Below are 15,265 nucleotides of genomic sequence, written 5' to 3' on the forward strand. Positions count from 1 at the left end.
CCATGTGTCCTATGCAGTGTGACCAATGACCATCCAGCCGACAGTCGGAACATATTTCTGAATGGGGCGGTAAAATAATGTATCGTTTACAGGTTCGTTACCCTCGGCGTTGTAACCAGTAAGGACACATCCAGCAGGCGCGCGCTGCCATGCATTTTTAGCAATGATGAATGACCCCTCGGCACCCAGTGCGACATCAGTGATGAAATTTGACTGCACCCAGTTAATTTCCGCCTTCGCCCCAAGCCGCCCAGTTAGCCAGTTTGACAGCCAACCGCCCCATACAGAACCGTAGAGATTCCCGTCATAGCTCAGTCTCGCTCCATTCGGGCCCCAGAAGATGTCACCGGTACGGGAGATAACAAAATCTCCGCCTCCCTCATTACCGTTATTAAGACGAAGATCGGAATTACGGTCTTTATAAATATATGCTCTCGGGGTGCCATCTTTATTTTGAAAAATAATATGCTGACGGTCGTCACTCTCGATGAAAACACTTGTATTCGACGTAATTGAATTTGCAGTAATTCCCGCAGGGGCCTTAACTACATTACCTAAGGTTACAGCCCCGGTATTTGCATCAACATAAAAAGGACGTAAATTGTTATACCCGCCATTCGGATCACCTTTTTTAGTAAACATCAGGTAAAACGTTGTACCGTCAAAGCGGAAAAGGGTGCTCACATCTTTCTGCTTTAAGCGGAGTGCGGTTGAGTCAGTGATAGCAAGAGATCCCGCCATTTCGTCACCAGCACGCTGCACAGCGCCGGTAATGCGTTCGTCATCCCCTGCCGCCACAGTGCCAGCTTTTGTCCCAACATCCAGAACAGCTGCCTCTTTCAGCCCAAGGTTTTTCCGTGTCCTGACTATATCCATCACATCACTCAGGTTTGCATCCTGTCGCAGAAACAACCCATCGCCCGTTGAAACCTTCAGCTCGATATCAGCCGTTTCAGACACGGCGAGTCTAAACTGGAGTTTAACGCTGATACCACTTACTGGCTTCTCGATCGCGGCACAGTTCGCTACAGCATAAAGCTCGCCTGCATCGGTCAACAGCCCGACCTCCCTGACTACAAAGCCGCCCACATCGGCAGGCAGTACAAGCTGCGCAATAAACTGATTATCCTGTTCCGGTGAGACCTGCAATGCTGAAACCGCCGCACGATAAACTTCGCGAACAAGGGCTGTTAATGCCGGGTCAGGCTTAACCGGCTGGCCGTTACCATCACCTACTACAAAATCTTTAATTATGACGGGCTTCCCGGTCGCTGTAGACTGCGCCTCCAGCTCTTTGCCTCTGTTGGTCAGAATGCTGTAATACTTCTCAGCCATGGCTAAACTCCTGCCTCAATATCAATATCAATCCAGGCGGTGACAGCACCGCCGGTGTAATAAGTTCCCATAGCGCCCAGATCGGCAATCACGTCAATAGAGGTCAACAGACTCCTCAGGTTCTTCGCTTTATCGACCTGCCGCCGGATACGCTGATACAGCGCGTCATCAACTTCCTGAAGGCTGTAAACCTCAATGCGGAAGGTGTAGGGAGCCTTACGCGGCAGATCCTCCCACCACTCCACCACGGTAGTTGGGAGACTGACAGCGCTCAGTGACCGCCTGACAGCGCCGGCAGTACCGCGATGCTGATGAACATATGCGGCATCCTTAATCACCTGCCGCTTTTCAGCCTCAGTCCAGGCGTCTTCCCAGGAATCAACCGAAAATTCCCAGGCAAGCCAGGGCAACAAATGCGCCGGACAGGTATCGGGGTCTTTCACCTTACGCACCATGCCCGTATCCAGCGCTGTGATCTGCTCCGAACTGGCCTGCTCCAGTGCCCGCTCTGGCTGGATGGCGGAGGGTGGTAGCAGGGAGCGAAATTTATCCACCGGACCCTCCTTTGCGTGTGACGTTTATCGCACTGCACCAGGGAGCCTGCCCTGCGGCTGCTTCCAGATCTGCGACCGGACTTATCAGCCTGACTCTTGTGACGCCGGGCTGCTGGAGTGCAGCGTAAATCGCGGAAAGCGGTACGAGGCCGTTTATGCGATGCGAAAGCCGGGTGTAACTTGTCAGCGTGCTGATGGCATGTTCCAGCACCGTCTGCGCATCCGGTCCGTCAGGTATATCCAGTTCAGCCGTTACCGCATAGCTGACAATGGTGGCGCTTTTTACGCTTACATAATCAGTCAGAGGCCTGACCTCATCGGCGCTCAGTTCGCTCATCACTTTTTCTGTCAGGCTGGGGCTGGCCTCACCATTTCCGGTTCGCGACAGGACGTAGACGTCTACTTCCCCCGGTCGGTTATGTGTCTCCGGTCCGTAAGCATCCGCATCCAGCACATCGTTATCTGCTGATTTGGCATGGAAGCGGTATGCATTGCGCGCGCCTGCCGTATTCAGCTGTGCCCATGAAAGCTGTATACGCTCACGAAAAGCGTCATCATCTTCATAAACAGGATCGACAGGTGGCACAGCATTCGGATCTCCGGGATTTATCACCAGACGGGAAACGTTAAAGCCCGCGCCAATCTGGTCGAGATCGGCCCCTCTTGCGCTGGCAAGGAAAACTGCGCGTACCGCGTCATTGACTCGCTGAAACGCCAGGGCGAGCTGGTAGGCATTGATTTCACCCTGTTTAAACGCCGGATCAGATTCCACCAGCGCATCAAATACCGGATCCAGTTCGCGCAGGCGTGCCAGCCAGCGGGTAAAAATATCTGCAGCATCCGGAACCACGATGGCATCCGGCACCGCCAGGGCGGACAGGTTAATTACGTCATAACTACTTGCCATATATCGGTATGCCTCCGGTGCTGATAGGAAGATTGTTCTCTTTGTTGATCCCTTCAATATCCACCACACACCCCGTTTCAGTTGCCGGGAAAGAGACGACCACGCGCGTGACCTTCAGCCGGGGCTCCCATCTCGCCAGCGCCGAGGCGGTCGCTGCGATAATACGTAGCCGCGTAAGGTCATCTCGGGGGTTGTCCACCAGCGAAAACAGGTTGCTGCCATAATCACGGACAAGCACCCGGCTACCTACCGGGGTTGAGAGGATGTCGCTGACCGACTGACGCAAATGGTCGGTACCGGACAGGCGTTTACCCGTCCAGCTGTTTACGCCGTTCATAGTATTTTTCCGTATCGGGTCCGCCGGGTGGCGGTACGTTAGCCGAAGTAATCCGGACCAGTTTTATCCTTGCTGCCGGATTTTTTAGAGGATTTCGCAGGCTTGCGAATATCAACCACCAGGTTGTACGTGTAGCTGAACCCGGCGGGTGTCAGGGAGTAAACCAGCGACTCCACCACCCAGGCACGATCTTCCCGCTCACCAAAGCCGGACGTGGATACGCCCGATTCTGCGGTGAGAGGGACATGTTCAGGGCGGCAAGGACCAGTAACCGTCATTTTTTGTTCATTGCGCTGTGCCTGCGTTTTTTTTGACTTTGCCTGCTGGTCAGCGGTGTCCTTCACCGGCTGGGTATACGGGTTCGCCATTGAGGGACCGTCATGATCGACTGTGGTGGTTTTGGTCTTTCCGTCAGCCTCATCGTAATACCGAACGCCAATTTTACCCGAGGACTTGCCGCCACTGCCGGTGGCCTTTCCTGTCGAACTCCCCCTTTCACCTTCGCTGTACGACCAGTTTGATACCTGTTCTGGTGTGATAATCAGAGCGCCGGTCTGCTCTCCGGAGGCTTTCGCGGTGGCACCCTGGCGCAAAAAAAGCCAGTAACCACCTGAGGGTTTGCTGACAGCGTTCCACGTTCGGGCAAGGCGGGTCAGCAGGTTCGCGTCGGATTCTGCAACCTGATCAACATGGTCAATGTGGATGTCGGCAAGCTCTGTGGCCACTTTCGGCACCAGACCGTTTTCGGTGGCCACGGTTTTAACCAGATCCGCAAGTCGCAGGTTATCCCAGCTGCGCGTTTTCTGGCTGAGCACATCGCCAGGCTGTTTCTGTGCATTCATGGGCGCGGCAGTGGCATAAATCTCAATACGACGTGGCGGGCCACTGCTGCCCACCCCGGATACCACAAACCAGCCCTTATCCACCCGTTGGTCGTTAAAACCCAGCGCCACGCGTAACCGTGCCCCTTTCACCGGCAGAGGCAACGTTTCGGACAGCAACGTGATTTTCAGTTCATCCGCCTTTGCCGTAGCGCCGCCATAATCCGTCAGCGTCAACTCCGACAGGCTTTGCTGCAGCGCGCGGGTAATATCTTTTCCCTCCGCGTTGATGCTGAAAGCAGGTGCATATTCTGGTTTAACAATCTGTTCAGTCATATTAATCCCACAGACTAAATGCAGAATCCTGAACCGGCGGCGCCAGATCAGGCAGGATGATAAAGAGGTCAGACGGGTAAACGGCACCGATGTCAGCCAGTCCCGGATTCGCTTCAAGCACCTGAGTCATAATATAAGAAAGGTTTTCCGTGCCGTAATGTGTCGCACAGACTGCATCAAGCACATCACCGTCACGGGTTTGATATGTCGTCGGCATAATGTTTCAGCGTCATCGTCCAGTTTTTATTTCGGTGGCCACCGCCTGGCAGGAAACGGCTGGTTGTGTCGGAGAAGTCGATAACCACCCACCAGCCAAGCACATCCCCTTCGCCGCTGACCAGTTGTTGTGGCTTATTCTGATCTGCGAGGTCGAAGAGATCGTTGACGGCATCCACCCCCTTGCGGAAGAAAGCATGCGACTCCCCTTCAAGCCGAACCGTTCGCCCGGGCTTGCCGGTATACTGCAGTAAATCCTGTTTACCGATCCGCTCCTGCTCACTCCAGCGCCAGCTGGCCTCACGGGTCAGTTGGCTGTACGCGGTGGTATCAATCGAAAAGGCAAAGTCGCCCAGCATCATCATCACTCGGGCGGCCTGTGCGCCACGGACAGCGCCGGACCGCGACTGTCCGAAGTCTTCATAGACCGGAACGATTTCACTCACCAGATTTGTCCTCCGTCCATCATGCTGCTGTTACCCGTAAACGCCGGGCTGGTTTTCGTCACCCCCTCGACCGCATCAGCTATACCCTGCTCGCTTTGTCCGGGTGCTCCGTTAATTTCGAAACGGTATTCGAATTTCCGGTTGTCAGTAAGCTGCCTTGCCTGTGGCTGCTGGTCGGCTGTATCAAGGCGCTGGAGAAGTGCATCCCAGTAACCTCCGTCGCCGGAAGCCGACGCGCTATTACTCTGTGCCCTATCCAGGCCAAACAGCGGTCCGCTGTTTTCCGGTGTCATATATTTATCCAGTGACTTATCAAAGCTTTCATTGTCATCACTGAAGATACCTCGCGTATCCCGGTACGATTTTTTCACATCGTCCGGCAGACCCGGTTTTTCTTTGAGCTGCTGTTCGAACCACTCTCCCTGGCCGTTACGCTGCGCCGTCATGCGGGCGATATCGACCGAGCCGGTCATGGCCAGCGATTTGAGCACATCACGCTGATCGCTTCGCTCATCCGGCAACAGCCAGGACAGTTTTTTCGCCAGCGCATACGCCACTTTCCCGACGAAAACGATCCCCTGCCCGAACGTCAGCACGCCTGGATAGAGATCATTGCGTAGAAAACTGACGATGCGTTTGATCCCCCCGCCTTTAAACCACTCCGCCATATCGTCAGTCAGGCGTCGGATATCCGGCACCAGTTCGTTACCGAGCTGGCCGGAGATTTCCGCCAGTGCAGAAGAGAAAACGGTCTGCAGATTAGTAATGGCACGATTGCCCGCCATCGCGCCTTCAGCCCCCTCTTTCGTGACGAGGTTATACCGACGCTGCTCGTCCATCAGGTCGCGGTAACTTTTCCCGGACTGCTTCAGCAGCATCAGCAGCTTGCTGGCCTCGCCGCCAAACAGCGAATCAAGAGCAAACGAGGCTTTTGACTCATCCTGCAGACTGAGCGCACGCTCGACGATTTTTTCAAACTGCGCCATATCGCTGAGCCCCGCTAAATCTCCCGCCTTAAAACCGAGCGTTTCAAACGCATCCTGCAGCGAGCCCTGTTTGCCGTTCTGCTTGTACTCCCCCGCCTTGTGCAGATACTCCTCAAACAGATCGCCGATATTCTCTCCGTTCATGTCGTACTGTTTTGCGAGGGTGTCCCATGCATCAAACGTCGGGATATCGACGCCATAGCTTTTCGCCACGCCGGCGCGTCTGGCCGTTTCCGCGTTGGTGGCAGCCGGGGCAATCAGAGTGCCCAGTGCGGAGGCCACAACCCCGCCGCCGCCGATCGCCAGTCCCGGTGCCACCATTCCGCCCAGTTGTCCGGCGATACCCAGACCGCGGCGAAACAATCCTTTACCTGCCCCCTTAAATGACGCCAGCCTCTGCGCCTTCTGCATCTGCTGGTTTAGCTTCTGCTGTTCCGACTCCGTTTTACGGATTTCACGGGACACATCGTTGTAACGGCGTTTCAGATCGCCCAGGCTCCGCCCGGCAAGCTTTGCTTTCTTAATTTCCGCCGCCAGCTTCGCCTGGTCTTTGGTCAGTTTTTCTGATTGCTTCCCGACATCCTTCAGGCTTTTTTGCAGACCGTTCGCTGAACGGCTCCAGGAGCTGTCGATATTGCCGCCAAAGGTTATGACGGCCTTAAGGTTCTGGCTTAATCCGGCCACGATTTACCGCCTCCACTTCGTCGGTGAGAAAATCAGAAAACACACTGAATGGCATGTCCAGGTATTCCGCCATGGGAAAATGCAGGCGCCGCCCGAGAAAGCGTATCGCCCGCATCAGACCTCTTTCGGTCGATCCGCGGGCGGGAGCATAAAAACATTAAATGCGTCCAGCAGCTGCGCATAATCCGCCGCTGTGAGCTGCCAGATATCCTGCTCGCTGAGGTTGCACAATAACGCAATCATGCGCGCTTCTTTTTCTTCTTCGCTGCCGTGGTCTTTGGAAAAAGCGATGCGGTCACGCACCAGCGGTTCGCGTATCGTCACCTGTTCGAGTAAGCCACCGTTCTCAATCGAAACAGGGGAATACAGTTTGATCACGCGGGTTTCACCGGGAAAACTCATAAATAATCCTTAAAAAGTAAAAACGGCCCGCAGGCCGTTGGTATGTTCAGTTGAAAAATCAGAGGCGGACCTTCGCCGCCAGTCCAGACAGTACATCAACACCATTCACCCGGCGCGCGAAGCGCTCGGTATCAATAGCAAAAAGCTCCCTGCCGTCTTTGGTCTGGCGGTAATAGCTCACAGCGATTTCCACCGTGATGGCGTTCTCGGACAAATTGTCCTTGCCCCGCGCATCCGGCGTAACGGTCTGCACAAAGCCTTCGATCTCCTCGACGGTGCCAAGCGCGGTACCGTTCGCCAGATAGCCCTGATAGGCCGTAAAGCGCGGGCGGCTGCCGCTAACAAAACCGAAGGCGGTCAGCATGTCCGTATCCATACCGTAGAATTTCAGCTGACAGGTCAGGGCCTCCATGCCGTCATCCACGGGGGACGGCGCATCCTGCGCGCCGGTACGCAAATCAGTTTTGACAATGGACAGTGTCGGTGGGGTGAATTCATGCGCCCCCTGTATGCGGACCCCCTGCCGGAAGAAGGTCCAGACGCGTAATGTGTTTTTTTCGCTCATGCTGCCAGCATCTCCTCAAGCGCATAGTTGTTATTCACCCGGACGCGCAGGCTGATAAGCTCAGTCGGCGATTTCGGCCCAAAGTCATAGTTGATGTACAGCACGCCCGCCGCCATGCTCTCAGCGGTGTTAAGCTCCTCATCCAGCCAGGCACGTCCGCCGAAGATGGCACCGAGCCCGACCAGCTGGCGCATATAGGCATTGATGGTGCCGATAATGTCATCGGCGTTTTCCCGGTCCAGCGGGCGGTCAACGTACTCCAGCATCGTTTCCTGGATACTGTCCTCGATGACGTCGGCGGTACGGCGAACAGATTCAAAGCGCCACTGCGGGTTGGTACCGCACAGGCGGTTCCCCCAGTGCTTAAACCCTGCACGGCGAATAATGGTGGACACGTTCTGCATGTTGAGCAGATTCGCATCACAGTTTTCATCGCCCAGAATGAACTCGTCAATCTGCTCCACGCCGAGGATGTTGTTAATGTCCTGGTTGGATTTACTCCACCACCAGCCCTTCTCAAAGTCGATACGGGCACGCAGCCCCGCCGCAAACGCAGAATACGGACGATAGACAAGTTGACCGTCAGCGTTGCTGACCTGCACACGCGGACGCAGCAGCTCGGTGCGGGTACCATAAGACTGCCGACGCTGCACAACCTCCTGCAGCGTGGCACCGGACTCACAGTCAACATACGCCACAGCCCGCAGCTTGCCGGCAACGGTTTCCAGCGCCTTGCCTACCGCATCATCCTCACTGAATCCCGGTGCGATGACGATACGTGGCTGGTACGTTGTCACGGATTTTGCCGACGACAGCGCGCCAATCCCGGCCAGCACCGCTGCACGTTTCTCAGCTTCATCTGCCCCCTCCGCCACACGCACTACCACGGTCAGGGCATTTCGCTGGTCGTTGATTTCCGTCAACGCCTGCTTAAGCGTGCCTTTGTCCCCAAGACGCGAGAGCATCGAGGTACCGACAATTGCAACCGGGGTATTCAGGGGGAATGGCTCATCCTCGCCACCAGCGAGCTGCAGACTGAACGGTAAGACAATACCGCTACCGTCCCCCGTTGCGGTTACTTTCACGTCTGCGACTGCCCTCACGGCAGCAACAACAGTTGCGGGAGTAGCCGTCAGCTTGCCAGCTTCATCACAGCCAAGCGTGATGGTCAGCTTAAGCCCCGTAGCATCCCAGACGGCGGAAGTTCCCACCTCCGCTGGATCCCCCGCATCGGGAATACCGGCTACAGCTTCAACCACCACCACGTTTCCTGCCCTGCCGGCAATTTTCGCGGCAAAATCCACAACGTTATCCAGGATTGGCGTCCCCGTACTGGCACTGGCTGGCGTACCGGCAGAGGCATCAGGCGCAGTGCCCACCAGGCCGATAATGGCCGTCTGGATCGTCATGACCGCGACCGTGCCGGATGTCAGTTCGATCGTTTCAACACCATGTAAATTCGACATTCATTTTCTCCAGGCATAAAAAAACCTGCTGAAGCAGGTCACATTTTCTGATTGGGTTTTCCGGTCGTACCGCCACTGTCTCCCCGGTGATCATGGCCATTGAACGTCTGACGGATCCCGCTCATTTTCCCGGTACCGTCCGAAATCTCCTGGGTCGCACCGATATTTCCGGCCACGTTCGTGTCGGCGTTTATCTGCGTTTTCCCCTGTACAGTCAGGGTATCGGTGATTTCCACCGGACCGTCGAGCGTGCCTTTCCCGATAATTTTGTAGGTCCCGCCTTCCGCCAGGGTGATGGTCAGGGCATGCGCGGCACGGTCATAGCGGATCTCGGTACCGTCTCCGTAGCGGGTGATATGCTCGCTGCCGCTGCCCTCCGGTACCGGCAGACCGCCGGTATTCCAGCCGGGAAACACCCGGCCATTATTGAGTTCCCCCGCCTCCGACAGTACCGTGACCGCATCCCCGACCGCATACGGATTGGAGTCAGCCCGGTTAGTCCCCGAAAAGCCCTGGCAGAGCGGCAGCCAGGTGGTGGTGATGTCGCCCAGGTCCACCCGGCATTTCGGTATACCGTCATGCTTAACGGAATGAATAACCCCGCGCCGGACAATGTTTGCCAGGCGGCGCTGTAAATCGCCCTCGATATCACTCATCGGGTTTCGCCTCGTAAATCAGCTGATAATCGTCCACATGTGCCCGGCCGATATCTGGTGCCTTACCGAGCCAGACGGCATTCAGCGGGGCATTGATCTGCGCAAACGGATCCGCACCAAAGGCCGCTGACTGTGTGAAGGAAATGCGCCACACCAGGTAATCGTCCATGCGCGGATCAAACTCATCACGTGATGCATCGATAAACACGGCGGGCGCCAGACTGGTCAGGCCGAACAGCTGGCCGTCAATCCACTGGGTGATATCGGCGGCCGCCGTACGCAGGAAAATTTCCGGCCTGCTGACGCCCGCGCCAGCCGCATCCACCACCACATACAAATCGCAGGACAGGGTGACGTTGAGCTGCCCTTCGTTACCTCCGTCCTGCTCCCAGCCATTAATGGAGAAATACACCGCCGGAGTGGTCAGCCCGGTAAAGCGGGGCACGTTTTTTTCCGGGTAGGCATCGGCGTCGCGTACCCACGCAATGTTTTTCAGTGCGCCAGTGACCGCATCGTGATACTGCCCCAGCAGTAATGGCTCTGCCATGGTCCACCTCAGACAGATATTCGGGCTTTCACGCGCCCGCGCAGATCGGTTTCAAAATGATGCATAAAAATCTCCATCGCCTCGGCAAAGGCGTTATCTTCGATGTAGTTCAGCATCGGCTCATAAATATCGACTTCCGCTTCGCGGGTCCGCCGGGTATCTGGATCGCGAATAACCACCGTCCGCCTGTTCTCCCTGCGGGAGCGAGTCACCTCACCGTTTTCAAACGTGCGTGCAGAAAGCAGACTGCCCTTAGGCGTAAATCCGGCGTTTTCCGCCTGGCGCCGCGCTTTAATAAACCGCCCTGTGGATTTATCCCGCCGGGTATGGTGAGGCCTCACCCGGCCGTTTATCCGGCCTTTAAGGTCTTTCACCTTGATGGCATTCAGGCCGAACCAGAGACGAAAGTTATCCAGTTTTGACTGTGAAGCACGATCAAGACGAAAGGAAAGCAGGCGCCGGCGCACCAGGTCCAGACTGCGCGGCGCCAGGCCGTCCTTCATGTCAGCAACGGCTTTCTTGCGCAGGGTGGTCGCCGTACGCCTCAGCGCGCGGGAATATGCTGCCCGAAACTGTTTCTGGGTGGCTCCGATCTGTTCCGCTATCCGCCAGATGGCATCCACATCGATATCGACGGGCAGGTCCCGTCGCAGTCTGGACTCACGTGCCATATCAGCTCCACTTGTTGATTTCCGGCTGCGGTTTGCCTGGTGCACCATAAGCCAGGGTGACGCGAGTGCGGCCTTCTTCATCTGCACCAACGTGCGTTACGCGGTAAGTGGTACCGTTAATTTCCACCTCGTGGTGCTTCTCAAGCCCCGCGATATCGGCAGTCATCGCGCTGAACGCTGGGGCCCGATCCTGAATCTGACCTCCGCCCGGTACGTCCACGGGTGCGTCTGGCGTCTCAAAAATCACGGTGACAGGACGCAACTCACTGCCGATGGAGAGGACTGCCGGAATCTCTTCGGCAAATGCCCGGGAGATCCGGGCATCCGCGTTTAACAGGCGCTGGCGAAAGCGGTTCATCAATAACCCAGCCGTACCGGAACGGCATCGACATCGGCCGCGGCGGCTGCCCATGCCGTACCTGCCAGGGGATTCGGTGCAGCCTCCTCACCCGCTTCCACCGTCAGTTTACCGTCTGCCAGATAAAGCTTCTGACCAACAGTGACCGCTTCCGCAGCCTTTGGCAGAGTGAACACGCCGGTAGTGTGCAGCACGCCCCACAGCCCTGCCGGAATGTCATCATGAGCGACGCCCACCAGCGCCCCCGAAAGCACAGCGTCCCCCGAATGAATATCGGTCACACCGGTATTCTGAAAATCAAGGGTGTTGCCGTCCTGCTGATAATTTCTCGCCATTTTTCTCTCCAGACAAAAAAGGAGCAGCACGCGCCGCCCCGGATATAAAAAAACCGTCAGAAGACGGTCGTTATTTTTTGGTGACTTTAACCATGCCGCGCCAGTCAAGCGGTGCAACCCCGGCATCGATACGCACCTTAAACGCAGCGCCGTCAACGGTGAAGCCCTGCTGCTGCTCCAGATACGGGGTGTCGATGCCATCGAGATATGCCACCTCAATGGTGTCGCGTCCCTGTGCAGCGGTCAGGTAGTAATCCGTCGGGCTGCTGTCATCCAGGCGAGCCTCAGAGGCCACCGTCACAAAGTTCTGGATCGGGTTCACGATACCGCTGTTGGCATCCGCGCCCGGCACGCTTGCTGATTTGATCAACTGGTTTGCCCGTGACTCAATTGCCACTGGCGTGAGCATAAAGGCCGGGCGAATATTCAGACGGCGATCGCCCGATTTTTGCAGCAGCATCGCCTTACGCGCCGTATCCAGGCCTTCGATACTCAGATCGGCGGATACAAGGTTGCCGTGATCGGCGTGGAATAACGGCTTACCATCGGACATTTTCGGGTTGCTGGTCAGCACCGCCCAAACGAGATCGCCCACGGTGGCACGCGCAGCAAGCCCCATTGCCTGTGGGATACGGGTCAGCATGTCCAGGTCATCGTTGATGATGGTCTGCCGGTCAATGCTGAAAAGTTCTCCGTAGGTCGCCAGGGCAATTGGCTCGCCGCGATCCTTGATGGTGACATATTTATATTCTGCCCCGGCTCGGACCTTGCGAAGTGATGCCAGTGATTCCAGACCTACGCGGTGCGCGGTTTTGAAATCGGTCAGCGTGCCCTTACGGGTCCACTGTTCAAAGGTTTCGGTGGCTTCCTCCCAGCCCATCAGAGCCGCTTTGTGTGCCACATCCATCAGGATATTGCCGAAATCGCTGCTGCTGTGGGTGAACGCCAGCCCGACCATCGCCTGTGCCGTGCCAGCGCCGGAGATACCGATACCGCGATCAACAAGGGAGGCGCGTGCCAGTTCGCGCAGGGTGTAACCGTTGTAAGCATTATCATTTTCGGCTTGCGCATAGCCCGCTCGGGTCATTACTGCAGCGCGAATGGAATCACCGACCAGATTGCCGTTACCGGCATAAAGATGAATCGCGCCCGGACCAGCACTCGGAGTGGTGCCCGCCGCCAGCGCCTGCAGCAGTTTATCGCGGGCTTTTTCAGCGTTGCAGGTGAAGTCGGCCAGGCATTCAGCCTTCAGCGTCGCGAAGGCCGGGAACGCCTCAAATACGGCTGAGACGGAATTCACACGCTCTGCGTTCGCCGTCTGCATCTGCTGCTGCAGCTGCTGGGCCAGCGCGGTGATATCGATATTTGTCATCTGCGGTGCAGGCTGTTGTGTCGATGGCGAGGTAAGGTTTGCCTGTACCGGAGCAGGTTGCGGTGGCTGATTCACCGGAGCTTCGGCGCGCGGCGTGAAAAGAGATTTAATCTGTTCTGGCATATTCTGGTAATCCTTCAGTTTATTTTCATTAACACAGGCCGCGGCCTGCAGTTCAGGTTCAAGCGTGTCGGCGAAACCTTTTTCCACCGCTTCGGCACCGTTAAGCCAGGTCTCCGCTTTCAGCATCGCTTCCAGCTCTTCCTGCCCCAGTCCGGTTTTGTTCATGTAGGCGCTGAGCATCAGGGCTTCGTTACGATCAAGCCATGCGGCGTAATCGCGCATGTCGTCAGAATCCCCGGCTATACCGCCCCACGGTTTGTGAACCATAATCCAGGCGTTTTCCGGCATGTGCACCGTGGCGCCCGGCAGGCAGACAATCATTGAGGCCATGCTGGCCGCCACGCCGTCCACCCAGATATCGATCTTCGCTTTCATCCGGGACAGGGTGTTGTAGATGGCAAAGCCCTGCATGACATCGCCGCCGGGACTGTGGATATGCAGATCCACCGCGCTGGCCTCAAACACCCCCGCCTCTTTACAGTCAGTGACGAACTGCTGGGCAGTAATGCCCCAGCCGCCGATCACGTCATAAAGGAAAATTTCGACCCGTCCGGCAGCCAGCGCGCGGATTTCGTACCAGCACTGACCGTTGGCCGCATCGACACCGGCCAGGCTGGCGCGGGGGTTAATCATCATCGTCCGGCTCACGCCGTTTATCGTCTGGTTTTGCCGTTGCATCTGGCATCGCTCCTTTGTCGTTGGCGGCGTCGGAATCAAACACCAGCCCGTGTTTACGGTTAAATTCAGTTTCACGCAGTCGCTGGCGCTTAACCTCCTGAGGATTTTTCCCCCTGGCCCGCGCCCATTCCGCTTCGGTCCCCGCGCCGCCACGCACAATGGCTTTCCAGGCGTTCGCCTCTTTGCCCGGATCAATCCACGGCATCACCGGCCCGAGATAAAGTGCGTTATAGAGAGAATTCGGATCCACATCCGGCGGGACTTCAATGCCGCTCAGCAACGCCATCGCCAGCCATGCGCGGTAAACGGGCCGGCTGTGCTGGCCGACAAACCACTGCTGGAGGACGTTGTACCCTTCGAAGCTCTCCACCAGTTCCTGACGCTGGGAGCTGTAGGTGCCGTTATAGTCCCGGGCAATGCTGGAATAACTGCCGCGCGTACCGGCGGCCACGGCCCGCATCTGCCCGTTTCGGAATTCGTAGAGATGAACGTTCGGGCGGTTTGACTCCACCATGCCAAGGTCTTCGCCGGGCCGGAGTTCGTCATAAATCATGCCCGGCGCGATATCGAAGTGACGCTGCCCGCCGGGGGTTGAAAACTCACCGTCATCACCAAGTGACTGTGTATCCCCGCGCTTGATGTAAAAGCCCAGTGCAGCGGCAATACGGGCGGCCACGCGCTCGCTCTCTTCATAATCCTTGATGTCCGAAAGACGGGTAATGACTCCGTGGATCAGGCTGATACCCCGCAGCTGGTGCAGTCGCTTGCGCTGCGCCAGGTGAAGCATGTTGTCAGCAGAGACGGTTTTAAGTTCCGCGCTGAACCGCGTCATGTTCGCCGGATGATATTTGTAAACGCGGTAGCCGACGGGACGCCCCCAGTCGTTCACGATGATGCCCTGGCGAACCTGCTGGCCGGCTGTGCTGTTGAGGTTGAACGGCACAAAATCCGCCTCCAGCATTTCCAGCGAGAACGGTACCGAGGTGGCATGCTGCAGGCCGGGTACGTTTCCCCTGACCAGTTGCGTGAACACTTCCCCGTCACGCAGCGCAGAACGCAACAGCAGGCGCTCGGCTTCCGGACGGGTAAACATGCCGGTCACTTCAGGACGCACGGACCACTCCGCCCAGAGCGCCGAAAGCTGCCCGGCGAAATCGGAATGGAGGTTTCCCTCCAGATCGAGGGGCTGGGGCTCAACATGGATACCGTGGGCACCGATAACCCGGTCTTCCATTTTGTCGAACAGGCCGATCACCAGATCGTGGTTTTCGTCGAGCCAGCGGGCCTGCTCCCGCAGGGACTGACCTGCAGCAAACACTGAGGTGTCCGCTGACTGGCTTTGTTTTTTCGCCTTGTGCAGGCGCGACGGGTTTGCCGCTTCATAAGCATTAAGCCGGAGACGGTCCCGCGCGCGTGCCGCAGCCCACCCGGGGGAAATAGCCCCCAGTGTTCTTTCAAGAATGCCCATAG

Annotated in this window: 18 protein-coding genes; all 18 read right to left on the reverse strand. The window is 56.9% G+C overall.

Annotated elements, in window-relative coordinates; genetic code table 11:
• Positions 1 to 9: 9 nt before the first annotated feature.
• Positions 10 to 1,335: a phage tail protein gene (locus BFV67_RS12015; protein ID WP_069598396.1), complete on the reverse strand. Its 1,326-nt coding sequence runs from the start codon at positions 1,333 to 1,335 to the stop codon at positions 10 to 12.
• Between the two features lie 2 nt (positions 1,336 to 1,337).
• The gene (locus BFV67_RS12020) at positions 1,338 to 1,889 is read right to left on the reverse strand and encodes a phage tail protein I (RefSeq protein ID WP_032663409.1); all 552 of its coding nucleotides are present in this window, start codon (positions 1,887 to 1,889) and stop codon (positions 1,338 to 1,340) included.
• Positions 1,882 to 2,796, reverse strand: a complete 915-nt coding sequence (locus BFV67_RS12025; protein WP_069598397.1) for a baseplate assembly protein — start codon at positions 2,794 to 2,796, stop codon at positions 1,882 to 1,884. The genes BFV67_RS12020 and BFV67_RS12025 overlap by 8 nt, the downstream gene beginning before the upstream one ends.
• Complete coding sequence (locus BFV67_RS12030) at positions 2,786 to 3,133, reverse strand: GPW/gp25 family protein (RefSeq protein WP_069598398.1); 348 nt, start codon at positions 3,131 to 3,133, stop codon at positions 2,786 to 2,788. Before BFV67_RS12030 ends, BFV67_RS12025 begins: the two co-directional genes overlap by 11 nt.
• 38 nt (positions 3,134 to 3,171) lie before the next feature.
• Positions 3,172 to 4,290: a contractile injection system protein, VgrG/Pvc8 family gene (locus BFV67_RS12035; RefSeq protein WP_069598399.1), complete on the reverse strand. Its 1,119-nt coding sequence runs from the start codon at positions 4,288 to 4,290 to the stop codon at positions 3,172 to 3,174.
• A gap of 1 nt (position 4,291) precedes the next feature.
• Positions 4,292 to 4,507, reverse strand: a complete 216-nt coding sequence (locus tag BFV67_RS12040) for a tail protein X (RefSeq protein WP_069598400.1) — start codon at positions 4,505 to 4,507, stop codon at positions 4,292 to 4,294.
• Positions 4,482 to 4,943 carry a phage tail protein gene (locus BFV67_RS12045; RefSeq protein ID WP_391524556.1) on the reverse strand — a complete coding sequence of 154 codons (462 nt, stop codon included), beginning with the start codon at positions 4,941 to 4,943 and terminating at the stop codon, positions 4,482 to 4,484. The genes BFV67_RS12040 and BFV67_RS12045 overlap by 26 nt, the downstream gene beginning before the upstream one ends.
• 5 nt (positions 4,944 to 4,948) lie before the next feature.
• Positions 4,949 to 6,622 carry an AAA family ATPase gene (locus BFV67_RS12050; RefSeq protein WP_069598401.1) on the reverse strand — a complete coding sequence of 558 codons (1,674 nt, stop codon included), beginning with the start codon at positions 6,620 to 6,622 and terminating at the stop codon, positions 4,949 to 4,951.
• A 114-nt stretch (positions 6,623 to 6,736) separates the two neighbouring features.
• Positions 6,737 to 7,024: a phage tail assembly protein gene (locus tag BFV67_RS12055; RefSeq protein ID WP_032663398.1), complete on the reverse strand. Its 288-nt coding sequence runs from the start codon at positions 7,022 to 7,024 to the stop codon at positions 6,737 to 6,739.
• A 58-nt stretch (positions 7,025 to 7,082) separates the two neighbouring features.
• Positions 7,083 to 7,589, reverse strand: a complete 507-nt coding sequence (locus BFV67_RS12060) for a phage major tail tube protein (RefSeq protein WP_032663397.1) — start codon at positions 7,587 to 7,589, stop codon at positions 7,083 to 7,085.
• A complete protein-coding gene (locus tag BFV67_RS12065) occupies positions 7,586 to 9,055 on the reverse strand; it encodes a phage tail sheath C-terminal domain-containing protein (RefSeq protein WP_069598402.1) in 1,470 nt (489 codons plus the stop codon). Before BFV67_RS12065 ends, BFV67_RS12060 begins: the two co-directional genes overlap by 4 nt.
• 38 nt (positions 9,056 to 9,093) lie before the next feature.
• Positions 9,094 to 9,711 carry a phage baseplate assembly protein V gene (locus tag BFV67_RS12070; protein WP_069598403.1) on the reverse strand — a complete coding sequence of 206 codons (618 nt, stop codon included), beginning with the start codon at positions 9,709 to 9,711 and terminating at the stop codon, positions 9,094 to 9,096.
• A complete protein-coding gene (locus tag BFV67_RS12075) occupies positions 9,704 to 10,258 on the reverse strand; it encodes a hypothetical protein (protein WP_047074781.1) in 555 nt (184 codons plus the stop codon). The genes BFV67_RS12070 and BFV67_RS12075 overlap by 8 nt, the downstream gene beginning before the upstream one ends.
• Positions 10,259 to 10,266: 8 nt before the next feature.
• Positions 10,267 to 10,929: a hypothetical protein gene (locus tag BFV67_RS12080; protein ID WP_032663392.1), complete on the reverse strand. Its 663-nt coding sequence runs from the start codon at positions 10,927 to 10,929 to the stop codon at positions 10,267 to 10,269.
• A gap of 1 nt (position 10,930) precedes the next feature.
• Complete coding sequence (locus BFV67_RS12085; protein ID WP_032663389.1) at positions 10,931 to 11,287, reverse strand: head-tail joining protein; 357 nt, start codon at positions 11,285 to 11,287, stop codon at positions 10,931 to 10,933.
• Complete coding sequence (locus BFV67_RS12090; protein WP_069598404.1) at positions 11,287 to 11,622, reverse strand: DUF2190 family protein; 336 nt, start codon at positions 11,620 to 11,622, stop codon at positions 11,287 to 11,289. The genes BFV67_RS12085 and BFV67_RS12090 overlap by 1 nt, the downstream gene beginning before the upstream one ends.
• Positions 11,623 to 11,692: 70 nt before the next feature.
• Complete coding sequence (locus BFV67_RS12095; RefSeq protein WP_418251747.1) at positions 11,693 to 13,795, reverse strand: ClpP-like prohead protease/major capsid protein fusion protein; 2,103 nt, start codon at positions 13,793 to 13,795, stop codon at positions 11,693 to 11,695.
• Positions 13,743 to 15,263, reverse strand: coding sequence for a phage portal protein (locus BFV67_RS12100; RefSeq protein WP_069598406.1), 1,521 nt, complete (start codon positions 15,261 to 15,263; stop codon positions 13,743 to 13,745). Before BFV67_RS12100 ends, BFV67_RS12095 begins: the two co-directional genes overlap by 53 nt.
• Positions 15,264 to 15,265: the final 2 nt, after the last annotated feature.

The organism is Enterobacter roggenkampii (assembly GCF_001729805.1).
In the GTDB taxonomy this organism is placed as follows: domain Bacteria; phylum Pseudomonadota; class Gammaproteobacteria; order Enterobacterales; family Enterobacteriaceae; genus Enterobacter; species Enterobacter roggenkampii.